This window comes from Nostoc sp. PCC 7524, from assembly GCF_000316645.1.
Taxonomy (GTDB): domain Bacteria; phylum Cyanobacteriota; class Cyanobacteriia; order Cyanobacteriales; family Nostocaceae; genus Trichormus.
The window spans coordinates 648,994-674,482 of record NC_019684.1; the positions used below are offsets into that span (position 1 = coordinate 648,994).

Here is a 25,489-nt window from a genome sequence, read left to right on the forward strand (position 1 = left end):
AGGGAACGTTGGGGTGAATTTAACATTATTTGTCATGCAGACACGCCTATCAAAAAATGATCTGCTGCTTAAATCCAGACTGTCCAAATCCACTAAATCCCAATGGTAAAAAAGTGTGTCAAACTTGTGGCACTACCTTAATACCATTGTTGAGAAATCGCTTCCGCGTCATCCGAGTGCTTTCCGATGAAGGCGGATTTGGTAGAACCTATTTATCAGAAGATAAAGATAAACTCAATGAACATTGTGTCATCAAACAACTAGCACCGAAATTTCAAGGAACTTGGTCACAAAAAAAAGCGGTGGAATTGTTTGCTGAAGAAGCTAAACGATTACAAGAACTGGGAGAACATCCGCAAATTCCCACATTGTTAGCTTACTTTGAACAAGATAACTGCCTGTATTTAGTGCAGCAGTTTATTAACGGGCATAACTTGTTAAAAGAGTTACAACAGCGTAAAACTTATAGACCAGGGGAAATACAAGCAATCCTACTGGATATAGTACCTGTTCTCAAATTTATTCACGATCGCGGTGTCATTCATCGTGATATCAAACCAGAAAATATTATCCGTTGTCGCAGTAATGGGCGATTAAATCTCATCGATTTTGGCTCTTCTAAGCAATTAACCGCCAAAGCCCAAAATTTTGGCACATCGATTGGTTCACATGGTTACTCTCCACTAGAACAAATCCGCGATGGTAAAGCTTATCCAGCCAGTGATTTGTTTGCTTTGGGGGCTACTTGTTTTCATTTATTAACCGGTGTTTCCCCCTTTCAATTGTGGATGGAACATGGTTATGGTTGGGCAACAAATTGGCGGCAATATCTGCGTAGTCCCTTAACTCCAGAATTGGATTTTGTTCTGGACAAGTTGTTACAAAAAGACTTAAAGCACCGTTACCAATCGGCGGATGATGTCCTCAAAGATATCACCCCCAAACCCACACTCGCACTACCAGCCGCCGGACAGACATCGGGAAAAATTCCCGCAACTCAAATAAATCAGGTAAATCAGCAATGGCATTTACCTATCATCCACGGGCTAATGCGGACTGGGGTTTTAGTGTGTGCTTTGGTCTTATTATTTGGGTTTAGTGAATCTTGGTATAACCAATATCGGCGGATTTACAGCAGTTTATCCTCAAGACTAATTCAGAATCACAAGAGTTCAGCACCTGGGGAAGTAGTTCTAGCACAACCCCAAAGGACAACTTTGGGGGATATGTCCCTAGTTAATACCCTCGCTGGTGATGCCAACACTATTGTTAGTGTTGCTATCAGTCCTGATGGCCAGACTATAGCCAGCAGTGGGGACGATCGCACTGTTAAAATATGGAACATGACCACAGGTGAAGAAATCGCCACCTTAAAAGGACATTTCCGCAAAGTGAATGCAGTAGCCATTAGTCCTGATGGTAAAACTTTAGTCAGTGGTAGCGACGACAACACCATCAAAGTCTGGAACTTCAAAACCCGTCAAGCCCTCAAAACCCTCAGAGGGCATAGTGACGCAGTTCATGCCCTAGCCATTAGTCCTGATGGTAAAACTTTAGTTAGTGGTAGTGATGATCAAACTCTCAAAGTTTGGCATCTCCCAAGTGGTAGACTAATCACCACCCTTACAGGTCATCAATTCTGGGTGCGTTCAGTCGCAATTAGTCCTGATGGTACAACTATCGCCAGTGGTAGTTTTGACAAAACCCTCAAAATTTGGGATTTACAAAATCAATCTCTCATCCGCACCATAGCCAGTAATGGCGAAACAGTCACAGCTATAGCCTTTAGTCCAGATGGTAACACTCTGGCCAGTGCCAGCCGCGATCGCACCATCAAACTCTGGAATTTAGCCAAAGGTACAAGACTGCGGACATTAAGAGGTAGTACCGAAACAGTGACAGCGATCGCCTTTAGTCCAGATGGTAACACTCTGGCTAGTGCCAGTCGCGACCAAACTATCAAACTTTGGCAGCTAGAAACAGGTGAAGAACTGCGTACCCTTACAGGACATGAAAACACTGTCACATCTGTCACTTTTACACCAGACGGTCAAACTCTAGTTAGTGGTGGTGAAGATAACACCATTAGAATTTGGCGCGTTGGTAATTGAGTCGAAAACATATCAAGTTTTGGGACACAACATTGTTATGTCCCTACTTTTGTATGTTGAACAATTGTGTATGGCTATATTGATACGTATTTCAACCGTAAATTAACTATAAATCAAGATATTCAAAATAAATACATCTAATTGCATAAGGGTAATTACTGGTAATTTTTATTATAAAAACTCACTTGCCATTTTTAGATACGCAAGATTATAACTAAGTGGGATTAGTCAAATAACACAAAAGCTTTGATACAAAATCACTTTGTAGGTTAGCATTTGTAAGTTTTTGATTAAATTAACGAGTAAAAAAGGCAGAAGTAATACCAATTCACAATTCGCAATGGAATAACGTCCCGCTTCGCTAACGCAATGGACTAACGTCCCGCTCCGCTAACGCAATGGACTAACGCCCCGCTCCGCTAACGCAATGGGCTAACGCCCCGCTCCGCTCTAAGCGCAGCTATGCCGTAGGCTTTACGCAATTAAAAAAATTAGATGCAGCAAAGCTTTCATGGTTTACATCTGTATCAAGTTTTTCGTGAAATGATATAAAGATAATTTTTTTTGCAAATAGATAGTTATTTCTATCACTTGAAAGCACAGGTTATTTGCCGCTTATCATGATTGATAAGCCGATAACCATAGATTGCTATGCCCAAGCATTAAATTATCTATTTGTATTGATAAAAACTTTTTCAATCAATTGCAATAACTACATCTATGGCATCTATCAATTTGAGTCTAGGCAAGATGGCGATCGCATCAAACACCCAAGTAATTATAGTTCATCCGTTAGCGATCATACTTGAATCACAAGTCATTCAACTTAAATTAGTAGTAATTAATTAGTTAATTATTTATTGATGCAGCACTTTTACGTAACTGATTATCCTTACCGAGTGCTGGATTATTTGTGAGCTAAGTGGCAGTTTGGCTAGTTTTTCAAGAATCTAAAACACACTAAAAAGGTTAAATTTATATGGCTTTAGCAGCAGGTGATATTGCAATCATTGCCTACAACTCTGATGGTATTGATGACTTTGCTTGGGTAACACTGGTAGACATCCCAGCAAACACAACCCTTAATTTTACAGATTCGTCTTGGCAAGATAATGGCTTCCGCACCAGTGAACATTTGGATGCAACTGGGGGAGGTCCTCTCACTTGGAGTCATAGCAACACCGTAACCGCAGGAACAGTGATTAAATGGAGTGGTTCAGCTTGGGATCTGGGTACAAGTAGCGGAACTACCTTAACTTTATCAGCATCAGGCGATCAGATATTTATATATACCGGAACAGTAGCTAATCCAGTTTTTATTTATGGCGCACATTTTGCCACTGCAACAAATTGGTTGTCGAGTGGTAGCAATTCTACTAATACCAGTAATATTCCTCCCGGTCTTTCCACAGCAGTAGGAACAGCGTTTTATGTGGGCAATTTTGATAATGGTTATTACACTGGAACCACAACAGGAACTAAGGCAGAATTACTAGCAGCTATTTCCAATACAACCAACTGGCAAAGAAATGATACAGGACCTTTGTCTCAGTCAAACTGGAAAACTGCTTTTACTCTTGCGGGTGGATTACCCACAGTTAACCTATTAGTTAGTTCCAATACAGGAACAGAAGCAGGACAAACAGCAATCACTGTCACGGCTACTGCTTCTAGTGGAGTTTCTGGCAACCAAACTGTTAACTTAGATATAACTGGAACTGGTATCTTCGTAGAAGATTATACTCTCAGCAATACTACAATTACCATTCCTAATGGACAAACCGAAGGTTCTGTCACCTTCAACATTGTTGATGATGCTTTAATTGAGGGGACAGAAACCGCCACATTAACTATCAGTAATCCTTCTGCTGGAATTACATTAGGCGGTACTACCACCCAAAACATCACTATCACAGATAATGATGTCGCACCTATAGTTAACTTGTCTGTCAGTTCTAACACTGGCACAGAAGCCGAGACAACGGTAATTACTGTTACTGCTACTGCTTCTAGTACGGTTTCCGGTAATCAGACAGTTAACTTAGGTGTATCGGGAACAGGTATTACTACTAGCGATTACTACCTCAGTAATATCACAATTACTATTCCCAACGGACAAACCTCTGGTTCTGTTACCTTCATTGTTGCCGACGATGCCATAGTTGAAGGAACGGAAACCGCTATATTAACTATTTCTAATCCCTCCGCAGGTATTAGTTTAGGTGCTACGACTTCCCAAAACATAACTATCTCTAACAACGACTCCAGTTTTCTAACGAAAATTGGAGGTATCACCAGTGCTAATGGGGCGGAAATACCCGCCTTTGATCCAGAGAGCGATCGCCTGTTTGTAGTAGCTGGCAATACTGTTGAAATTTATACCGTCAGCAATACAGGTTCTCTCGCTGCATCTGGTAGTTTAACTCCCGGAATCACTTCTTCTGCTAATACAGTATTAATTCCCAACAGTGTGGCAGTGAAAAATGGTGTGGTGGCTGTGGCTTATGCAGTGCAAGACACTACAACCAACGCCCAACTAACGGGTAAAGTCGCTTTCTTCAATGCCGCAGATGGTAGCTTTATCAGTGCAGTAGATGTGGGTGCATTGCCTGATATGCTCACTTTTACTCCCGACAGCACAAAGATATTAGTAGCCAACGAAGGCGAACCCAACAGTTACAGCCAAGCCAACTCAGTTGATCCAGAAGGTTCTGTTAGCATCATTAACATTACTAATGGTGTTGCTAATGCCACAGTGCAAACTGCCACCTTCACCAGCTTTAACAGCCAAATTAACTCGCTCAAAGCTGCTGGTGTGAGAATTATCGGGCTGGGTGCGACAGTTGCCCAGGATTTAGAACCAGAATATATTACGGTATCTGGCGATGGTTTAACAGCGCGTATTACTCTACAAGAAAATAATGCGATCGCTATTCTAGATATTGCCAGCGCCACCATTACCCAAATTTTGCCCCTCGGTAGGAAAAATCATAATCTTCCTGGCAATGGCATAGATCCCAGCGATCAGGATGGGGGCATCAATATTCGCAATATGCCTGTGTTTGGACTATATCAACCAGATGCGATCGCTAGTTTTACAGTTAACGGCCAAACCTACTACATCACTGCTAACGAAGGCGATTCACGCAACTATACAGGATTTAATGAAGAAGTTCGGGTTGGTAATAGCAGCTATATTTTAGATCCAACAGTTTTCCCCAATGCCACAACCCTGAAGCAAGATGCTAACCTGGGAAGATTTCAACTAACCAACGCCACAGGTGATACAGACGGAGATGGAGACTTTGATAGCATAGAAGCCTTTGGGGCGCGTTCCTTCTCCATTTGGGATACCAATGGTACTCAGGTATTTGATAGCGGCGATCAACTCGAACAAATCACCGCAACCAAAACTCCAACCCTATTTAACTCTGATGGTAATGCCGTTAGCTTTGACGCTCGCAGCGATAACAAAGGCCCAGAACCTGAAGGCGTTGTAGTCGGTGTGATCAACAACCGTACTTATGTCTTTATTGGTTTAGAACGCACAGGCGATGTCATCGTCTATGATGTCAGCAATCCCAACCAGCCAACATTCGTTCAGTATATCAACACACCCGAAGATATAAGTCCCGAAGGACTAACCTTTATTTCCGCAACAGACAGTCCTACAGGTAAGCCCCTGCTAGTTATCGCCAACGAAGTCAGCAAAACAGTGGCTGTGTTTGAAATCAATCCACCAATTCCCATCAGTTACATTCAAGGTACACCAGGAGTGGACAAACTTCATGGTACTGCTGATGATGATGTCATTGATGGCTTAGATGGCAATGACTACCTCTTTGGCAGAGCAGGTAATGATACCCTTAACGGTGGTAGTGGTACTGATTATGGTTTTGGCGGTGATGGCGATGATAGCATCAGTGGTGGTGATGGCTCCGACTTCCTCTATGGCAACACCGGAAATGATCACCTCTTAGGTGGAGAAGGTGGTGATAACCTCGACGGTGGAGAAGGTGATGATAGTCTTGAGGGTGGAGCAGGTAATGATATTTATACTTTAGATAGTCTAGGCGACCAAGTAATTGAGGTAGCTGATGGGGGTATAGATAAAGTCAACGCTTCAATTAGTTGGGATTTAGGAAATAATGATCATGTAGAAAATCTTACCCTGATGGGTAATATCACCATTAACGGTATTGGGAACACTCTCAATAATCACATCATCGGTAACAATGCAGCTAATACCTTAGATGGTGGTGAAGGTGATGATTGGTTGATGGGTACAGGCGGTGACGACAACCTGATTGGTGGTAATGGCAACGATAGGTTAGATGGTGGTACGGGTTCTGATAGATTAGAGGGTGGAGCAGGTAACGATATTTATGAAGTAGACAGCCTCCAAGATCAGATCATTGAAGCCCCAGATGCAGGTACAGATACGGTAATCTCGATCATTACTTGGACTTTAGATGATAACTTAGAAAACCTGACTTTGGTAGGCAATCAAGCTATTGATGGTACGGGTAATGCTGCTGATAACCGATTGATGGGTAATAGTGCTGATAATATTTTGCAGGGTTTAGAAGGTAATGACCAACTGTTTGGCAATGCAGGCATTGACATACTCAGAGGTGGTCTAGGTAGTGATAGGTTAGAAGGTGGTCGTGGTGCAGATATCTTTGACTTAACTGGTGTTCTTAATGGTGGCTTTGATACGGTGGTTGATTTCAAACCGGGTGAAGATATTATTCATATATCTGCATCTGAGTTTGGATTGAGTGCAGGGACATTAAACCCTGGTTTGTTTGTACTCGGAACAAGTGCGAATACAGATAGCCAACGCTTCATCTACAATCAAGTAAAGGGTGAACTGTTCTTTGATGCTGATGGTAGTGGTAGCAATGCACAGGTGCAAATTGCGCTGTTCTCTAATCGCGTAGCTTTAACATCTGATAGTTTTTTACTCAGTAGCACTGCTGTTCCCCTAGCTAGGGCAGGAAACAGTGATGTGTTTACTATCAGCAGCAGCAATCAGAAAGCAAATTTGACAGTAACTCTAGTAAATACTAACGCGTTCAATGCCAATGGATCTGCTTTTTCTGTCAACGAATTAGGATTGTTTATCGTTGATGATGCTCAAGGTAGAGTTAATGGTTTGCTTCCTGGTGAGGCTGGTTACACCCAAGCCGCTTTAGGTCGCGCTCAGGTACTTTTGTCTGGTGTGCCTAACTTTCCTGGGCAAATGAGTGGCGATCGCCAAAGACTGTTAGAATTAAACTCTGGAGAAAACTTCCGATTCTATCTAGTCCGCAACACTTCATTGGATAACGTTAATCAAGGAACTACTCCTGTTTCTGAGGTGTTATTTGGAACTCCCAGCCATCTACAGATTACAGATTTGGGTTCTAGTGTCTTTTCCATAGCTTGGGAAGATGGTATTGGTGCTAATGACTTCCAAGATTTAGTAGTCACAATTGAGAGTACCAATCAACCTCTAACCCCAGGTACAGAGTTGCAAACCAAACCTCAAGGAGAAGTATTAGATTTACGTGCATTTACTGGAGCAGTAGGGGCTGAATTTACTGTCACCCGTGATAGTCTTTATAATAACTACGTTGGTTTCTATCGAGTAGCTAATGAAAATGGTGGTATTGATACTAATGGGGATGGCGTAGCAGATATATATCCAGGTAGTGCTAACTACATCACAGAAGCAATCAGTAGAAGAGTTTCTGGGATTGATTTAACTTTAGGTGCTACACCAAGTATAGCAATATATCAAGGATCTTTCTTAGGAGATGCAATGTATGCACCGTTTATCATAGCTGATGGTAGACCTAGTGATCTCTTAAATGGGGTTTCTATCGATGATCCGGCGGTTTACTTCCCATATTTGGGAGCTAATGTAGACGGACGAGATCATTTGCGCTTACTAGGTGATAATTACTTTGGTTTTGAAGACTTACCTCTCGGTAATACTGATTTTGACTTCAATGATTTTACCATCAAAGCTAATTTGTTGATTTGATGCAATTATTTACAATTGATAATCTTATCAAAAGAAATGGGACTATTTTGATTTCTGACTAAAATCACGCTACTGTCCACACCAGAGGCGATCAGATCGCTTCTGGTAAGTTAGTTTCACAATGCAACATTACCGTCAGAAAACAGTGATTGTGTCACTTGCTCTAAAACTTTTAATCCTTGTAAAGAACCGCGAATTAGGCGAGTAGCAGCAATAGGTTGAAGCATGAATCTGAGTGCTAAAGATAAAGGTTGGAGTGAACCATCGGGATTGATGGCTGCGGAGATGTCGGGGATATCATGGTGACAATCATCGCTGACTACCCGCAACATGGCTACTTCTACCCCAATTTGATTAAAAAATTCTAGGGCAGCAAAGCCCTCCATATCAACCACATCAACCCCCATCGTTTCACCAAGATAGCGTTTTTCGGTGGCAGAACAAATTACGCGATCGCTTGTCAATGATCTGACACAATAGAGCGGGGCGTTTAGCCAGTGATGTGTTACCGAACTTCTGAGCGGAGGCTTCCTCCGCTCAGAGTTCTCGCTGAGTGCTGAGTGGATCTTTGCGGTGAGTGGATGATTGCATTCTTGTACTTGTTGCTGATAGAGACACTCTTGATACAGCACAATATCCCCAACTTTGTACTGTTGGTTTAAACTACCGCATAAACCCATGACTAAAATCTTGGGTGAAATATGCTGACGAAAGTCCTCTGCCTTTGACCATTGTTGCAAATATTCTTTGACAGGCTGAATACCTATGGGTATCGGCTGCACAATTGGCTGTTTAGCGTTGACTCGCTTTAAGCCACGACACACAGCCATATACTCAGAACCTTGTGGTACTAGAATTTTATCCACCAGTGCCAGATTAGACATTAACATTTATTCCCAATCCCCAATCCCCATTTCCCCATCCCCATTTGTAGTAGCATGACAAATAATTATGTCTTCCGCGTGATGATTTTCCAAGATGGCAAAGCTTAGTGGCTCAAAATCTGCACGAGAGCGTTTTAATATTTCTCGATTAGCCATTGAGTTTTCATGGCTAACGGTGAGTTTCTGGATAGCGGTGGCTGTAGCTGGGTTTCTGGCTTTCAGTTCACTCAAGTATGCTTTGTTTCCAGATATTACCTTTCCGGTAGTAGTAGTAAATGCTACTGCACCCCTGCCAAATGCTGTTGATACTGAAGCGAAGCTAGCCATCCCGATAGAAGAACGCCTGCGTTCTCTAGAAGGATTGGAGGATATTCGCTCATCTAGTTATCCTGGACAAGCGGCTGTGAGTTTGTCGTTTGCTGTGGGTACGAATCTAGAAACATCAACTGGCAATGTTGAAACTGCACTCAAGCAGCTGACTTTACCCCAGGGAGCAAATTATAAAATTATTCCCTTGAACTTAAATGAATCAGCAGCCGTGAGTTATGCCATTGAAAGTTCTACCAAGAATCTCAATGATTTAACGAAACTGGCAAACGACAAGATTATACCAGCGATCGCTAAATTACCAGGAGTTCTGAAAGTCTCACTATTAGGCGCTCCTAGTCCATCGTCTCCCATCAACCCCACAAGTACCACGACGGCTTTGCCTCAAGGGGGAGCGACTTTAGTCAGATTTAATGGTCAAAACGCATTAGCATTTCAAGTCATCAAGCGTGGTGATGCTAATACCTTGGAAGTAGTCAGTCGAGTTGAAAAGGAAGTCCAAACACTCCGCAATAACCTGAAAGATATTAAACTCACCCTAGCGGCTACCCAAGCTGAATATATCCGTGATGCTACCCAGTCAACCATAGATGCGTTGATAGAAGCTATAGTATTGGCAATTGTGGTGATTTTTCCGTTTTTATGGAATTGGCGCGCCACTCTCATTTCTGCCTTAGCAATTCCGACATCTTTGTTGGCGACGTTTATCGTCATGGCGATGTTTGGCTTTAACCTAGAAACGATTACCTTATTAGCTTTAGCCTTAGTTATTGGTAGTGTCATTGATGATGCAATTATTGATGTCGAAAACATCTTGCGGCACATCGAAGAAGGGCAAAGCCCTCGCCAAGCCGCACACCTAGCTACAGATGAAATCGGCTTAACAGTCGTCGCCACCACCGCCACAGCCATAGCGGTTTTCTTACCTATTGGTTTGATGGGTGGAGTCGTTGGACAGTTCTTCAAACCATTCGGGATCACTGTTTCCGCCTCCTATATCGCTTCTACATTGGTGGCTCGGACTTTATCACCAGTCCTATCTATTTACTGGCTAAAACCACCTGCGACAACTTCCCAACGCAGAGAACTAAACATTGGGGCATATTTTACCGAAGCTTATCGCAACTTACTGGCTTGGTCTTTGAACCACCGCACAATAGTTATTGCTTTAGCCGTCCTCAGTTTTGTTGCTGGAATTGCCATAATTCCCTTCATTCCCAAAGGCTTTATCCCTAAATTAGATCGCGGCGAATTCAACATTACCTACACTGCGCCTCTGCCTAAAATTCCTGATTTGGTGGACTTGCAGCAGTTAGCAAGACAAGGGAGCAAGGGAGCAGGGGAGCAAGGGAGCAGGGGAGAAAAAGTTCTGCCCAATCCCCAATCCCCAATCCCCAATCCCCAATCCCCAGTCCCCAATCCCCAATCCCCAATCCCAATCCCCAACCCTCTCAACGAATCCCTGGAGGTGGCGAAAAAACTAGAAGCGGTAGTGAAAACATACCCAGATGTGGAAACGGTGTTTACTACCGTTGGTTCTCGTGAGGGTGAGCCAAATAAAGGGACGCTCTATGTCAAGCTGAAGGAAGACCGCACAATTAAAACGGCGGAATTACAAGACCAATTACGCCAAAATTTACCTAAACTCCCTGGTGTAACTACCAGCGTGGAAGATATTCAATTTGTGGACACTGGCGGACAAAAACCTTTACAGGTAGCACTGCGGGGTAATGACCTGAAAGCTTTAAACGAAACCGCTAAGACCATTAAAGACCGAATTACCAAAATCCCAGGATTTGTGGATGTCACAGTTACAGGCGATACCAATACATCAGACCAAGTTTTTCAGATTGAACGGCTGAATAACGAACGGGTAGCATACATCAGTGCCAATTTAGGTAAGGATTTAACTTTGGGTGATGCTACAGATCAAATCGTCGCGGAAGCAAAATCTGTGTTACCTGCTGGTGTCACTTTAGACTTAGGAGGAGATTCTGCCCGTCAAAATGAAGTTTTTGGGAGTTTTGCTTCAACTTTGGTCTTATCGGCGTTGTGTATCATCGTTGTGTTGATACTACTGTTCAAAAGCTGGGTAGATCCCATAGTCATCGGTGTTTCTCTCCCCTTAGCGGTGGTGGGAGCAATGCTGGCGTTACTCTTTACTAAAAGTGATTTCGGGATGATTTCACTGATTGGCTTTGTGTTCTTATTGGGACTGGCAAACAAAAACGCCATTGTGTTGGTAGATTACATTAATCAATTACGCCAAGCTGGGTTAACACGTACAGAAGCCATCTTGAAAGCGGGGCCAGTCAGACTCAGACCAATTATGATGACCACTGTTTCCACTATCTTAGGGATGCTACCCATTGCTTTGGGTTTTGGTGCGGGTTCAGAATTGCGATCGCCTATGGCTGTAGCTATTGCCGGTGGTTTGGTCACATCTACCATTCTCAGCTTGATTGTTATCCCGGTAGTCTACGCCATTCTAGATGATTGGTTCCCCCGATTTAAAAAGGTGAAAAACTAATGCAAGTATTTGTCACAGGGGGGACTGGTTTCGTTGGCTCTCATGTGGTGCGCTTATTGTTGCAACAGGGATACCAAGTCAAAGCACTGGTACGCCCTAACAGTAACTTGGGCAACCTGCAAGGGTTAAACGTGGAAATTGTCAAGGGTAATCTCAATCATCCTGAATTGTGGCGACAGATGCTTGATTGCAACTATCTATTTCATGTCGCCGCCCATTATTCTCTGTGGCAAAAAGACCGGGATTTACTCTATCGTCACAACGTGGAAGGTACAGAAAATGTGCTAAATGCCGCCCAAAAAGCGGGGATTGAACGCACTGTCTACACCAGTTCCGTTGCAGCGATTGGCGTAGGTGCATCCGGTCAAGCAGTTGATGAGACGCACCAAAGCCCTGTAGAAAAGCTGATGGGGGATTACAAAAAATCTAAATTTCTGGCTGAACAAGTAGCTATCAAAGCCGTAGCCAATGGTCAAGATATCGTGATTGTTAATCCCAGTAGTCCAATTGGTTCATTGGATATCAAACCCACACCCACCGGTGAAATTATCTTGCGGTTTTTGCGACGACAAATGCCCGCCTACGTCAATACAGGACTCAACTTCATTGATGTAAGAGATGTAGCCTGGGGACACTTATTAGCGTTGCAAAAAGGAAAAACAGGCGATCGCTATATTTTAGGTCATCAAAACCTCTCTCTCAAACAATTACTAGAACAACTCGCAGACATCACAGGTATGCCAGCACCCCAAAGGACAGTCCCCTATTGGCTACCTTTCGGTGTCGCTTGGATTGACGAAAAGATCCTCGCTCCCCTAGGCAAAACTCCCTCAGTCCCCTTAGATGGTGTACGGATGGCACAGCAAACTATGTATTACGATGCCTCCAAAGCAGTCAAAGAATTAGGTTTACCCCAATCCCCAATCAATGTTGCCCTCAAAGAAGCGGTGAATTGGTTTGTAGCAAATGGCTATGTCGATTAAAGTTCGTAGTCAGGACTTTAGTCCTGACTACAAACTGTGGTTTGATCTATACAGAGAGGAGTAATTAACACAAATGGCGATTAATCTACAACAAGCTATAGACATTGGTAAGTATCTAGTAACTCAACGTCTTTTAGGACGTAAAAAGTTTCCTTTAGTATTAATGTTAGAACCACTATTTCGCTGTAATTTGGCCTGTTCTGGTTGTGGTAAGATTCAGCATCCAACAGAGATCCTCAAGCAAAACTTAACCCCAGAACAGTGTTTCGCCGCCGTGGAAGAATGCGGCGCACCGGTGGTATCAATTCCAGGAGGCGAACCGCTATTACATCCCCAAATTGACGAAATTGTCAAGGGATTAGTAGAACGCAAAAAGTATGTTTATTTGTGTACCAATGGTTTGTTGTTAGAAAAAAGCCTTGATAAGTTTCAGCCTTCCCCCTACTTAACTTTCAGTGTGCATCTCGATGGGATGCGGGAATGGCATGATCAATGTGTAGACCGTCAAGGGGTTTTTGATATTGCTGTCAAAGCCATCAAAGCCGCTAAAGCCAGAGGTTTTCGCGTCACCACCAACACAACTATTTTTGAAGGTTGTGACCCCAAAGAAATGCAGGAGTTTTTCGACTTTCTGGAAACCCTAAATACAGATGGGATGATGATTTCTCCTGGTTATAGCTATGAATGGGCCCCAGATCAAGACCATTTCCTCAAGCGGGAACAAACTCGCGCTTTGTTCAGAGAAATCCTTGCACCCTACAAATCAGGTCAGAAAAACTGGAATTTCAACCACAACCCCCTATTTATAGACTTTCTCGTTGGGGAAAAAGATTATGAATGTACACCTTGGGGTAGTCCTAGTTACAGTGTTTTAGGTTGGCAAAAACCCTGTTATCTATTAAATGAAGGACATTACACCACCTTTAAGGAATTACTAGAAGCCACCGACTGGAGTCAATACGGTCGCGCCAGTGGTAATCCCAAATGTGCTGATTGTATGGTTCACTGCGGCTATGAACCAACAGCCGCAATGGATGCGATGCAGCCGCAAAACATAGCCCGTTCTCTAGGGACTGTGTTTGGGAAGTAGTGCTGAGTAGGGAATGGGGCATTGGGCATTGGGAATTTTCTAGCTTGTCTGCCTTGTCCCCATTTCCCTGACTTGAAAGAGCAGGGGGAGCAGGGGTAGCAGGGGTAGCAGGGGAGGCAGGGGGAGAAAGACATCTTTCATGTTTGACTGTGAAACTTGCTTCATCGGGACTACCTTGATAAATGAAGAAATAGCAAACAATACCAAGAAAATATAGGTAATTACAAATGGCAGAGGCTAAAAATGTACTCGGTACAGACTTAGAGGTTTGCTGTACTTCTCCGATGACTGGGTTTTACCGTGATGGGTTTTGTTCCACAGGTGCTTATGATATGGGAATGCACGTTGTTTGCGCTCAAGTCACCGCCGAGTTTTTAGAGTTTACCAAATCACGAGGCAACGACCTCAGCACACCTTTTCCTGAGTATAATTTTCCTGGATTAAAGCCGGGCGATCGCTGGTGTTTATGCGCTTCCCGTTGGCAAGAAGCTCTAGAAGCTGGTGTTGCTCCCCCTGTAGTGCTGACTGCTACCCACGCTAGAGCTTTGGAAGTTTGTAATTTAGAGGATTTGAAAAAACACGCCTTCAGTGCTGAGTGCTAAGTGCTGTTAGGAGAAGCGGGGCGTGAGCAGTGTGCTGAGTGGGTAGAAATTCTCCTCTGCTCCTCTAATCCCCCTGCCTCATTGAGGAATGCGTTGGTGAGCTGTAACACTACACCATACGCCTGATAACTGATTACTGATTTAAGTACATCACCCAGCTGTCAAGTTGACAGTGTTGAGTTGCTTCAGTAGTGCTTCTACATCATTGCGACTGAGTTTTTCTTTACCGTTAGCTAAAGCTTCCAAAGTGCCATGTGCTAAAGCTAGGGGAATTTGGCAAAATTGCAACGCTGGGCCATTTGGTAAATTGCTGGTATAAGCATCTGCTAAAGCTAAATTACGCAGGGCATACTCTTGCATATTGGCTACACTCCAACCATCAGGAAAGAAACTTACCCCACGCCCTAAATCTTCAACATGGTTACGGAGAATGTTGACTGCTTGTAAGCCGCGACCAAAGCCAATGGCTTGAGTCCGGTTGGTTTGCGTGCCATCGTACCAAGTCCACAAATCGGAGAGTAATAATCCTACTGCACCCGCCACCCCAAAGGTATAACGGTCTAAGTCAGACTCTGTATGAACTTTCCAGTTAATTTCTGCCCAGTGAGCCATCCGGTCTGACATCGCCGCCGTTGCATCCCAAATGCGTGGTGCGATCGTCTCTGGTGCTAGTAGCGACCATTCTCTAATTCTCAAGGTGACTTCTTCTAAAATATCCTCGTAGCCGCTAAACCCTGCCGTAAAAGCATCTACGGGAAACCCATCCACCCCTGTCTGTAATGTCAAGCTAATCATGTTTAATAGCTTGGCTTTCGTAGAATTGTCTAATTCTGGATGATCCTCAATTTCATCTATGGCACGCATACACAAGTATGCTGATGCAACTGCCTCTTGTAATCCTGGCGGTAAAATACTAATGGGAATATAAAAAGTTCTGCTAGTCTGTTCGAGGATTTGCAAAGCATCACTACGTAAATCCATGTTTTCGCTCCTCTGTTGATTTTTACACCACACACAATTCACACAATTGGCAGTTTTTTTGATGATACTGGATATTGTTTTTACTAAACCTAAAAAAATGTATGTGTATTAGTATTACTTGGCAATTTTAATCTATTTTGGTATCAAAATTAACAAATTATCCAATCATCAAAAAAAGGCAGTCCCAATGAAACAAGTTTCATTGGGACTGCCTTCCGCCTTCTTCAAGCCAGATGCCAGATGCCCTATGTCCTATTGCCTCTCTCCACTACTGACATATCTGCAAGAGCATTAATAGCTGGCCCGTTGATGACTTTACCTTGGGCATCAAAGCGAGAACCGTGACAGGGACAATCCCATGTTTGCTCTGAAGAATTCCAACTCACAATACAATTGAGATGGGTACAAACTGCGGAATGTTGGTGCAATTTACCGCTTTCATCACGATAGGCAGCCATTTTAGTTAAACCACTCCGCACTACTGCGCCTGTACCTGGGGCAATTTTTTCCACAGAATCTACTTCTCCTGGTGTCACCCAATCTAAATATTGAGAAGCAACGTTGATATTTTCCGAGATAAAATCACCAACTGCACCGACTCTAGCCCGTGATGGTTCGTAAACTTCTGCCCAGGTGTTTTTTCTCCCCAAAATCATATCTGATAACAGGATGCCGGCAATTGTACCGTGGGTCATCCCTAAACCAGAATCACCTGTAGCGATGTAGATATTGTCTGCATCAAAAGGATTTTTACCAATATAAGCAATCCCATCATCAGCATTCATTACCTGACCTGACCAGCGAAATAAAATTTCTCCTGCCATTGGGAAGCGTTCTTGTGTCCACTTCTGGAGTTTGGCATAACGTGCATCAGCATCGTCAGCTTGACCTGTTTTGTGGTCTTCACCACCGACAATTAAGACATCATGTTGCTCATCTAAATTTTGCAGGCGCACATAATGATAAGGGTCAAGGGTATCCCAATATAATGCTTGAGTAACGGAACCACGAGGCACTTCTGCACCAATGACAAAGGTAATGTAAGCAGCCTGCTTAAAGTGCATAGTAGCCAAATTACTAATAGGAGAGTTGGTTGCTACGACTACAGCATCAGCAGTTACTACTTGACCATTGCTAGTTTCCACACGGGCAGTTGCACCACCCTGAATTTTTTCGACATGAGTATTGGTATAAATTCTGCCGCCACGACGTTCTATAGCTGCAATCAATCCCGTGAGATACTTCAATGGGTCAAATTGCCCTTGCTGGGGAAAGCGTAGACATACACCTGTGTCAAACCCTTCTAGGGGTGCTTGTTTAACAAGTTCGACACTACTAAGTCCAGCGCGATGGGCAGCTGCTAATTCTTTTTCCATCTCATCCAAGGATTGCAGGTCAGGGGGAAAAAGATAGCCATTTAATCGGGTAAAGTCACAGTCAATATTTTCTTGGGTAGCGATCGCCTCTATAGTATTAATTGCTGTAGTATGACTTTCGGCAATTAATTTGGCACGTTCTTCACCGTGTATTTGTTCTAGTTCATAGTAACGATAACTCAAAACGTTTGATAAATGTGCTGTGGTGCGTTCTGTTTGACCTCCGCCGACAGGGCCATCATCTAGCACTACCACAGATTTACCTGCACGAGATAGCATATAGGCCGTTGACATTCCCGCCATCCCCGCACCAACAATACACACATCTGCATGAGTATTTTCTACCAGCGCAGGTTGGGCTGGTACTGTTGCCGTAGTCATCCAAATTGATATAGTTTTTCCCGAATTACTTTGCATAATTTTTATGATTTTTATAGCGTTTCAATTATTAAGAAAGGCAGAAGGCAGTTTGCAAAAGCGTTGCCACAGGCTAGGAAAAAGGGGTTTAGTTCTAAATTTCCTACTAGGAATGCTCAAGTTTTTCGCCTTTATGCACTTATCACTAGCAAGGTTAAGCCAGACTTAATACTATTTATTTACTGTCACATTTTAGACTGTTATTTTTATTGAATATATCTACAGTTCGATAGAATTAAACAATCTACTTTAATGAAGATGAAAAAGAATTTTGCGCCGCGTGGTGCGCTTCACGCAGCGAAAATGCTATGGGTAGGCACGAACTTGATATTAGGGACTTCCAAGTAAAAAATATTCCATCAGTGTGTCAGCAGAGGAGCAGAGGGAGAAAGTATCTGAAAATTTTCTTCTTTAAACACATACTACAAAATTGCTATTTTAAATTTAAAATTTTATTGGTTTGAAACCGAGATTGTGAATAATTTATAAAGGTTGCCAGAATGCAAACTCGATACTACCAACATTGTAGTGACGAACTTTATTAAAATCAGACTGAGTTATCAACAGAAGTATATATATCGATAGATATAATTTTGCTTAAATAGTAGTATTTTAAAATACGAAAAAACGTATGTTAAATCTAAAACATACTGCCTAACTATTAAAATTTAAACAAATGCGGTTTTAGAGATATCAATGTTAGAGGTCAACCGCTTGCGACTACAAGTAGCACGTAATTCACTGGTGGCAAAAGTTGCGAGTGCGATCGCGGTTTTGGTTGGTAGTTTGGTATTGATTGGCTGGTGGCTTGATATCGAGGCGCTGAAGCTTGTTTTCCTGAATATCCCAGCAACAATGAAACCGAACACGGCACTATGCTTTTTGCTATCAGGAGTTGCATTATGGTTTCTGTCCTGGAGACAAGTACGGGCTGCTTTCAGGAACTTAGAACCAGAAGCAACAACTAAGAATCATAAAGTTAACTACTTACGTCTGTCAGAAGTTTGTGCTGTAGCTGTTATCGTCATTGCCACCCTTACCCTCAGTCAATATATCTTTGGTGGGAATTTAGGTATTGATGAGTTACTTGTGGGTAAATCGTCGATGCCATTGACGACATTGCATCCGGCAAGAATGGGATGGAATACAGCCCTCAATTTTCTCTTGGTAGGTACTGCCCTGGAAATATTAGTTTATGAACAAAATAAACGTAGCTACTGGTATGCTCAACTGCTGAGTTTGATTGCGGCTGTGATTGCTCTACAGGTAATCATTGCCTATGTGTATAAAGTACAAGTTTTTTATAGTCTGACTACCTCTAATATTCCATGTATGAGTTTGTACACAGCAATATTATTTATGGTGCTGTGTATGGGACTTTTGTGGGGATGGGCAGAACAGGGATTGATGAAGATAGTCATCAGCGATACCTACGGCGGCTTAATGGCTAGGCGCTTATTAGTAGGCGCGATCGCTGGGCCTTTGCTGCTAGGGTGGTTGATTGTGGAAGGACAACGAGCCGGACAATATGGCCCGGCTTATGCAGTTTCTATATTTGCAGTGATTTTAATCGTCATTTTTGCCGTTTTGGTATGGCAAAGTGCTGTAATTATAGAACTATTGAGTCAACAACGCGATCGCGCTCAAGCCACAGTCAAAGCCTCTGAACAAAAACTCAGAAGTTTTGTAGATGCCAACGTCATAGGGATTCTCTTTGGCGACATATACGGCGGTATTCAACAGGCAAACGACGCATTTTTAGAGATGGTGGGTTATACCCAAGAAGATTTATTGGCAGGGCGCTTAAAGTGGAATCATATCACACCACCAGAATATCTGACCTTAGATGAGCAAGGTATCGCCGAAGCCCGTGCTAATCCCAAGGGTGCTTGTACACCCTATGAAAAAGAATACATCTGCAAAGATGGTAGTCGTATTCCTGTGTTAGTAGGTTACGTGCTACTGGGAGAATACAAAGAAGAGTCAGTAGTCTTTATTATCAACTTGCAGGAATCGAAACAAGCCCAAGAAAAAATCCTCCAACTCAATAAAGATTTACAGCGTCGCGTTGTAGAGTTACAAACTTTGCTAGAAGTCATCCCCATTGGGATTGGCATAGCGGAAGATCCCCAATGTCACACCATCAAAGTTAATCCCGCCTTTGCCAAGCAATTAGGTATATCACCACAGATAAATGCCTCCCTCAGCGCCCCCCTTGACGAAAAACCGACACAATTCAAAGTTTACCGTCAAGGGAGAGAACTTTTACCAGAAGAACTACCCATGCAGTATGCTGCGGCTCATGGCGTGGAAGTTTTAGATTTTGAAGTCGATGTAGTTCATAAAAATGGGCAAATTACCAAGCTGCTGGAGTATGTAGCCCCATTATTTGACGAAGAAGGTAAGACTAGAGGCTGTATCGGCGCTTTTTTAGATATTACAGAGCGCAAATACACAGAAGAACTGCTAAGAAATCAGCAACAATGGCTAGAAGCAGTGTTAAATTTAATGCCCAGACCATTGTTATTGATTGAACCAGGAACAGCGAGGGTAACTTTTGCCAATCGTGCGGCTGACGAATTAGCTGGGGGCGAATTTCCTAAAGGTGTACCAGCCGCAGAGTATCACACAGCCTATTACTACACAGATGCAGCAGGTAATCGTATTCCTGACGAGCAAATGCCAGGGGTAAGGGTTGCCCGTGGAGAAAGTTTGCATGGACTAGAGATGGACTGGCATACCAAAAATGGTATTCGTTCTTTACTGATATTTGCTGATACCCTGCCGGCTATGCACGACTATCCAGCTACCTGTGTATTAGTATTTCAAGATATTACTAATCTCAAGCAAGCAGAAAAAGCCCGGTTACTCAACTATCAAAGGCTGCAATTACTATTTAGTACCGCTAGTGACTTGTTATCTAGCCAAGAACCTTTGGCACTTATCGATAGTTGCTTTGATAAACTGGCAGAGCAGATCGGATTGGATGTTTACTTCAACTATTTAATAGAACCAGCAAATACTCAGGTAATGCGATTAGCCTCATATAGAGGTTTATCTCCAGAACTAGCAAAAGAAATTGAGTGGTTGTCTTTAGGACAAGCAGTATGCGGTATTGTCGCTCAACAGCGTCAGTCAATCTGTGTAGAAAGTGTACAGCAATTAACTGATACTACAACAGAATTACTGCGCTTAGTCGGTCTAACGGCTTATTACTGTTACCCATTAAAAGCCCAAGGGAAAATTTTAGGAACTTTGGGTTTTGGTAGTCGCACGCGGACTTCCTTCACCGAAAATCAAAAGGGCATGATGCAGGCGGTATGTGATCAAATTGCCATTGCGATGGAACGAGCTGAATTAATTGCTTCCTTGCAACAGCAAACTGAACAGCTCACAGAAGCCAATCGCATGAAAGATGAATTTTTGGCTATCCTATCTCATGAATTGCGATCGCCTCTCAATGCTATCTTAGGCTGGGCGCAGTTATTAAAGTCCCGCAAACTCAATGAAATTCAGACAGCTAAAGGCTTAGAAACTATCGAGCGCAACGCTAAAGCCCAAACCCAGCTAATTGAAGACTTACTTGATATCTCCCGAATGATTAGAGGTAAGTTGCGTCTCAATGTTTGCAGTTGCAATCTGGTATCTATCGTTAAATCAACCATTGAGAATATCAACCTAGCTGCTCAAGCCAAAGATATTGATGTGCAGTTTTCCTTATGCTCTAACTTGGAATCACCGCAACCCCCTTCAGAAAATCTCCAATTCCTAGTTTCCGGTGATCCAGAGCGTTTACAGCAAGTTATCTGGAATTTACTGACAAATGCCATCAAGTTCACACCTAGAGGGGGCAAAGTAGAAATCAAGCTCTCGGAAATCATTGAGAGAGAACCAACGAAACATCACAACAAGGAACTACCAATTACCTACTATGCTCAAATTCAAGTGATGGATACAGGTATTGGTATTAGTCCCAGTTTCTTACCTTACGTGTTTGATCGATTTCGCCAAGCTGATAGTTCCAGTACCAGATCCCACGGTGGCTTGGGTTTAGGTTTAGCAATTGTCAGGCATTTAGTAGAGTTGCATGGTGGTACAGTCCATGTAGACAGCCCAGGCGAAGGGCAAGGAGCAACTTTTACCGTCAAGCTACCACTTCTAGATTGTTGTAAAACAGCTATTGAACCAGCCATGACAACAGCAGACAATTCTACCCCTTTACCAGCTTTTCCCACATTATCAGGAGTGCGGGTGCTGGTGGTAGACGATGAAGCAGATTCTCGTGATTTTGTCAGCACAGTTTTACAACAATGTCAAGCTGAAGTCCGAACTGTGGAGTCAGCACAAGCAGCATTACAGATGATGATCAAGTGGCAACCAGATGTATTAGTCAGTGATATTGGGATGCCCCAGGAAGATGGTTATGCCTTAATTCGTCAAGTGCGATCGCTACCTCCAGAACAAGGAGGCCAAATCCCCGCCGCCGCCCTAACAGCCTATGCTAGAGCCGACGATCGCACACGAGCCATACAAGAAGGGTATCAACTACATTTGCCTAAGCCGATTGAGCCGACTGAGTTGGCTACAGTTGTTGCGAGTTTAATAGGCAATAGGTAATAGGTAATAGGCAATAGGCAATAGGCAATAGGCATTTCTTCTCAATCCCCAATCCCCAGTCCCCAGTACCCAACCCCCAGTCCCTACTAAGAACCTGGTTTCTTCTGTAGCCGGATTAATGTATTGTAAACTTGTCTTTTTAAATTGTTATTACTTTGCAGTTCCATCGTGATCTTATTAAATGTATCAATACTTAGACCATGCTCTTCGACAATTTGCTGAGATTGGTTACAGTAATTAACGGCAATATCTCTAGCCTGACTTGGCAACCCATTCATACTTTTGGGGTCATTACAAACTATCTTGGGAATATCAGCGTTACCAATAACTTTTTTTATTTCCCCAAAAGCTTGCTGACGTGCTGGCTCCATTGCTAACACGGCTTTGGCGTAGTTAGTAATTTCAATATTGTTAACTGAGGTAACTTGAGCATCAACTTTTAAAGTGCTAAAAACCAAACTAGCACTTGTAATCATGCCCACAAATAAAGTTTTGGTAAGTATCTCTTGCATTCTAGTTTGGTAGAACAAATTAGCAATCTTCTTCATAAGGTGTGACACAGCGCGACAGCAGGGATATTGTAATAACTGAGAATTATTTTTGGAGTGAGAAGTTCCAGAGAAACTTACCATCAGTTGTGGTAATTACTGTCAATTGCGTCGGCATACTTGACATAATTCTATGACTTTAGTTTGAAGTGTTGATATTTCCCCAAAGCCTTGTTTGAGACTAAACTCTAACTCTAGTAATAGTGGTAAACAAGACAGAAGTTGCCGTAAAGAAAGAGATTGAACTTCTTGCTGTAAAAAGTAGATCCGCTTAGGATTGCCAACTTCAGCCGCTTGAGCGATCGCCTGGGAATTGCGTTCACCACTTTCCATCATCAGTTTCACCCATAACCAAGTGCGAAATTGACCAATCAAAGTAGCAACTATCCGTAATCCTGGCTCGGCGGCATTGATTAAATCAGCCAAGACAGTCAAAGCTTTTGCCGTGTCCCCAGTTCTAATAGCTGCGGCTAGTTGCAGACTATTCTGGGTATTATTCCTGACTAAAAGTGTAACAGTATCTACTTCGATAGGTTGATTACCATCTTCAGCATAAAGACGTAACTTCTCGATTTCATTGTAAAGTAGTCGTGTATCATTACCTACAGCTTCCGCTAAAACTTCCGCCGCCTTAGCTGTCAGTCTCACCCCCACAGTTTGAGCAGCTTGGTTAACAGCTTGTATGAGTAACTCCGTCTTCCAAGGTGGAATCAGGGGAAACTCCCGGTACTCAGTAGCCAATTGTTTGAACAACTTCGTAGATTTCAAGCGTTCATCTGGTTTGTTGCGGGAAGTCAGTAATAAAACCGAATTTTCAGGGATTACTGACAAAGTACGCGTTAATTCTGCCAACAGATGATCAGGACACTGCTGAAAAACAGTAGTATTATTCAGCCATACCAAACGCCCTCCAGCACCAAAGGGTGGAGTCATAGCTTGATTTAAAGCCGCAATCACCGCATCGCTTTGTTCGGGTGGAAAACCAGTATAGTTAAAACTAATCCAGAGGGGATCGAGGATGCGATCTCGCAACAGCGTCACCGCTTTTTCCAGGGCAAAATCATCCTCACCCCAGTAAACGTAGATGGGCATCGAATAACCTCGGTGGGGAGCAGGGGAGCAGGGGAGCAGGGGAGAATAACTATTGCCTATTGCCCATTGACTATTTTCCGCCTTCTTCCTGTACCCTTAATTTAAACTAACTGTTAACATACTTAAATTTTCCCTAAAATCTATCAAGTGAGAGCGCGAGGCAACGAAGATTGGACGACAATTACCAAACCTATTTAAATCGGGTAGCAAGAATGACGCTACCAGAAGCTTACAGATCCCAAGTTCAACATATCCAAGAATCTTATAAATTTCAGCCGTCTTCAGGATCTAGAAAAGCAGTACCTTTTCCTGGCTATACCCTAATTACTCCAAGTGCAGCAGAAGATGTAGATAACTCAACCTTCTACGCTACTTTAGCAGCTTATCAGCAGGAGCTTTTGCAGTTACCGTTAGGTAAAGATTTGATTGTCCCTGTACCTGCGGCAAGTTTTCATCTGACTTTAGCAGACTTGATTTGGGACAGTGCTTATCGAGATGCTTCTGAGAATAATCCTGACTTTGAGCAACAATTACACTCTTGCATTGCAGAAACATTTCAACAGTATCAACAATCCCTGACACAAGAAAGTCATGGAATTTCTTGGCAAACTTTGGGACTGATAGTAATGCCAAGGGCTATTGGTGTGTGTTTAGTACCTAAAGACGAACGTTGCTATGAGCAGATTATTAAATTCCGTCGCACAGTGTATCAAAATCCCAAACTAATCGCTTTAGGAATTGAACAACATTATCATTTTACAGCCCATGTCACATTGGGTTATTTCGGGGATGTCACACCGGAACTAGACAGAACAAATCTCGGTAATTTACTGACTGAGTTGAATCAAAAATGGCTAGATATGCCAGAAATCCTCATCCGTCGTGTTGAACTGCGGAAGTTCGACGATATGACGCGCTATTATCGTCAAACAGACTGGCCGAGTTTAGAGTTTTAGTTGGGATTGGGGACTGGGGATTGGGGACTGGGGATTGGGGATTGGGCTAGATAAATATCAGTATTCTCCTCTGCTCCTCTGTTCCCCTGCTCCCCTGCTCCCTTGCTCCTCTGCTCCCTTGCTCCCCTACTCCCCACTCCCTACTCCCCACTCCCTATTTCGATATGCCAGATAAACTGCTTCTAAAAGTACATCGGGAGAAACCTTTTCTGGTAGTTGTTGGATGTTGAGAATGGCTTGGAGTTGTTGGGCTAATTTCAAAGCTAGTGCGTTTCTAGCTTTGTGTGACATTGCACTACGTCGTTTTAAATACTCACTAATTACAGCAAAATCATCAGGTAATAGTATTGATAAATCAGTAATTTGTGACAGTTCCTCATAAAATGACTTTGCTTGCTCAGAAATTATAAAGTTTGCTGATGTTGTGGGTATTTCAGCTTGAATGACAATTGTACCGGCAGCTAAATCACCAAGGCGTTTTTCTTGGCGACTAAAAATTATTAAACAAGCTCCAATAAATAAAAATTCGTCAAATGGGCGTAGTAAAGCTCTCAGGGTTGCTTGTTGCAATCCAATTGGTCTACCATCATCACGAACTACGCGAATGTTTGCTGCTCGTTTACCTGGGGTTTGCCCTTGCCATAAAGTTTCAAAAAAGACAAAATAACCAGCATAAATGACAAAGCTAACAATAAATGTAATGGCTATTAACCACAAGCCAACTGTAGAGCCAAAGACTTGCTGCCAAAAATCTGATAACTGTCCGGCAATAATAATCCAGGCAATTAAGAAAATGACCAAAATAGCAGCTAATGCTAAATAATCAATCAATAAAGCCCAAGCACGATTACCAATGCCAGCCAGGGTGAATTCTAACTCTACACTTTCTGGTGTGTGGTATTTAACGCGGTTAAACAGGTGCATAATTTCAAGTAATGCTGGCG

General features: G+C 42.8%; 15 protein-coding genes. 9 read left to right on the forward strand and 6 right to left on the reverse strand.

The features are described from left to right. Positions 1-56: 56 nt before the first annotated feature. The 3 genes from NOS7524_RS02725 to NOS7524_RS31065 all read left to right on the forward strand — a co-directional run bounded on the left by NOS7524_RS02725 (position 57) and on the right by NOS7524_RS31065 (position 8,142). The gene (locus NOS7524_RS02725; RefSeq protein ID WP_015136932.1) at positions 57-2,111 is read left to right on the forward strand and encodes a serine/threonine-protein kinase; all 2,055 of its coding nucleotides are present in this window, start codon (positions 57-59) and stop codon (positions 2,109-2,111) included. A 720-nt stretch (positions 2,112-2,831) separates the two neighbouring features. After that, the gene (locus NOS7524_RS30900; protein WP_015136933.1) at positions 2,832-2,960 is read left to right on the forward strand and encodes a hypothetical protein; all 129 of its coding nucleotides are present in this window, start codon (positions 2,832-2,834) and stop codon (positions 2,958-2,960) included. Between the two features lie 130 nt (positions 2,961-3,090). Beyond that, entirely contained in the window at positions 3,091-8,142 is a 5,052-nt protein-coding gene (locus NOS7524_RS31065) for a choice-of-anchor I family protein (protein WP_015136934.1), read from the forward strand. Between the two features lie 116 nt (positions 8,143-8,258). Here the strand turns inward: NOS7524_RS31065 and NOS7524_RS02735 are convergent, their stop codons facing one another. After that, complete coding sequence (locus tag NOS7524_RS02735) at positions 8,259-9,032, reverse strand: phosphorylase family protein (RefSeq protein ID WP_015136935.1); 774 nt, start codon at positions 9,030-9,032, stop codon at positions 8,259-8,261. Positions 9,033-9,120: 88 nt separating this feature from the next. Here NOS7524_RS02735 and NOS7524_RS02740 point away from each other — a divergent pair, with 88 nt between their 5' ends. The 4 genes from NOS7524_RS02740 (at position 9,121) to NOS7524_RS02755 (ending at position 14,558) form a co-directional block, all read left to right on the forward strand. After that, positions 9,121-11,883, forward strand: coding sequence for an efflux RND transporter permease subunit (locus NOS7524_RS02740; protein WP_015136936.1), 2,763 nt, complete (start codon positions 9,121-9,123; stop codon positions 11,881-11,883). Continuing rightward, complete coding sequence (gene hpnA, locus NOS7524_RS02745; RefSeq protein WP_015136937.1) at positions 11,883-12,866, forward strand: hopanoid-associated sugar epimerase; 984 nt, start codon at positions 11,883-11,885, stop codon at positions 12,864-12,866. The genes NOS7524_RS02740 and hpnA overlap by 1 nt, the downstream gene beginning before the upstream one ends. Positions 12,867-12,939: 73 nt before the next feature. Continuing rightward, the gene (gene hpnH / locus NOS7524_RS02750; RefSeq protein ID WP_015136938.1) at positions 12,940-13,956 is read left to right on the forward strand and encodes an adenosyl-hopene transferase HpnH; all 1,017 of its coding nucleotides are present in this window, start codon (positions 12,940-12,942) and stop codon (positions 13,954-13,956) included. Positions 13,957-14,183: 227 nt separating this feature from the next. Beyond that, positions 14,184-14,558: a DUF2237 family protein gene (locus NOS7524_RS02755; RefSeq protein WP_015136939.1), complete on the forward strand. Its 375-nt coding sequence runs from the start codon at positions 14,184-14,186 to the stop codon at positions 14,556-14,558. 150 nt (positions 14,559-14,708) lie between these two features. Here the strand turns inward: NOS7524_RS02755 and NOS7524_RS02760 are convergent, their stop codons facing one another. Both NOS7524_RS02760 and NOS7524_RS02765 read right to left on the reverse strand, forming a co-directional pair. Then, entirely contained in the window at positions 14,709-15,539 is an 831-nt protein-coding gene (locus tag NOS7524_RS02760) for a squalene/phytoene synthase family protein (RefSeq protein ID WP_015136940.1), read from the reverse strand. Positions 15,540-15,784: 245 nt separating this feature from the next. After that, positions 15,785-17,332 carry an FAD-dependent oxidoreductase gene (locus tag NOS7524_RS02765; RefSeq protein ID WP_015136941.1) on the reverse strand — a complete coding sequence of 516 codons (1,548 nt, stop codon included), beginning with the start codon at positions 17,330-17,332 and terminating at the stop codon, positions 15,785-15,787. A gap of 696 nt (positions 17,333-18,028) precedes the next feature. Between NOS7524_RS02765 and NOS7524_RS02770 the strand changes: the two genes are divergently transcribed. After that, on the forward strand, positions 18,029-21,949 hold the full coding sequence (locus NOS7524_RS02770) for a hybrid sensor histidine kinase/response regulator (RefSeq protein WP_015136942.1): 3,921 nt from the start codon (positions 18,029-18,031) through the stop codon (positions 21,947-21,949). A gap of 86 nt (positions 21,950-22,035) precedes the next feature. Here NOS7524_RS02770 and NOS7524_RS02775 read toward each other — a convergent pair whose 3' ends face one another. Both NOS7524_RS02775 and holA read right to left on the reverse strand, forming a co-directional pair. After that, a complete protein-coding gene (locus NOS7524_RS02775) occupies positions 22,036-22,497 on the reverse strand; it encodes a DUF4168 domain-containing protein (protein ID WP_015136943.1) in 462 nt (153 codons plus the stop codon). 102 nt (positions 22,498-22,599) lie between these two features. After that, a complete protein-coding gene (holA, locus tag NOS7524_RS02780) occupies positions 22,600-23,589 on the reverse strand; it encodes a DNA polymerase III subunit delta (RefSeq protein WP_015136944.1) in 990 nt (329 codons plus the stop codon). Positions 23,590-23,759: 170 nt separating this feature from the next. Here holA and NOS7524_RS02785 point away from each other — a divergent pair, with 170 nt between their 5' ends. Further along, entirely contained in the window at positions 23,760-24,545 is a 786-nt protein-coding gene (locus tag NOS7524_RS02785) for a DUF1868 domain-containing protein (protein WP_083882573.1), read from the forward strand. A gap of 126 nt (positions 24,546-24,671) precedes the next feature. Here NOS7524_RS02785 and NOS7524_RS02790 read toward each other — a convergent pair whose 3' ends face one another. Then, positions 24,672-25,469 carry an RDD family protein gene (locus NOS7524_RS02790; RefSeq protein ID WP_015136946.1) on the reverse strand — a complete coding sequence of 266 codons (798 nt, stop codon included), beginning with the start codon at positions 25,467-25,469 and terminating at the stop codon, positions 24,672-24,674. Positions 25,470-25,489 lie beyond the last annotated feature (20 nt).

What these genes read in the sequence shown, in the direction of transcription:
- NOS7524_RS30900 (WP_015136933.1), top strand. Translation starts at nt 2,832, where the DNA reads ATGGCATCTATCAATTTGAGTCTAGGCAAGATGGCGATCGCATCAAAC.
- NOS7524_RS02765 (WP_015136941.1), bottom strand. Translation starts at nt 17,332, where the DNA reads ATGCAAAGTAATTCGGGAAAAACTATATCAATTTGGATGACTACGGCA.
- NOS7524_RS02755 (WP_015136939.1), top strand. Translation starts at nt 14,184, where the DNA reads ATGGCAGAGGCTAAAAATGTACTCGGTACAGACTTAGAGGTTTGCTGT.
- NOS7524_RS02790 (WP_015136946.1), bottom strand. Translation starts at nt 25,469, where the DNA reads ATGCACCTGTTTAACCGCGTTAAATACCACACACCAGAAAGTGTAGAG.
- NOS7524_RS02760 (WP_015136940.1), bottom strand. Translation starts at nt 15,539, where the DNA reads ATGGATTTACGTAGTGATGCTTTGCAAATCCTCGAACAGACTAGCAGA.
- hpnA (WP_015136937.1), top strand. Translation starts at nt 11,883, where the DNA reads ATGCAAGTATTTGTCACAGGGGGGACTGGTTTCGTTGGCTCTCATGTG.
- NOS7524_RS02735 (WP_015136935.1), bottom strand. Translation starts at nt 9,032, where the DNA reads ATGTTAATGTCTAATCTGGCACTGGTGGATAAAATTCTAGTACCACAA.
- NOS7524_RS02725 (WP_015136932.1), top strand. Translation starts at nt 57, where the DNA reads ATGATCTGCTGCTTAAATCCAGACTGTCCAAATCCACTAAATCCCAAT.
- NOS7524_RS02770 (WP_015136942.1), top strand. Translation starts at nt 18,029, where the DNA reads ATGTTAGAGGTCAACCGCTTGCGACTACAAGTAGCACGTAATTCACTG.
- holA (WP_015136944.1), bottom strand. Translation starts at nt 23,589, where the DNA reads ATGCCCATCTACGTTTACTGGGGTGAGGATGATTTTGCCCTGGAAAAA.
- NOS7524_RS31065 (WP_015136934.1), top strand. Translation starts at nt 3,091, where the DNA reads ATGGCTTTAGCAGCAGGTGATATTGCAATCATTGCCTACAACTCTGAT.
- NOS7524_RS02775 (WP_015136943.1), bottom strand. Translation starts at nt 22,497, where the DNA reads ATGAAGAAGATTGCTAATTTGTTCTACCAAACTAGAATGCAAGAGATA.
- hpnH (WP_015136938.1), top strand. Translation starts at nt 12,940, where the DNA reads ATGGCGATTAATCTACAACAAGCTATAGACATTGGTAAGTATCTAGTA.
- NOS7524_RS02740 (WP_015136936.1), top strand. Translation starts at nt 9,121, where the DNA reads ATGGCAAAGCTTAGTGGCTCAAAATCTGCACGAGAGCGTTTTAATATT.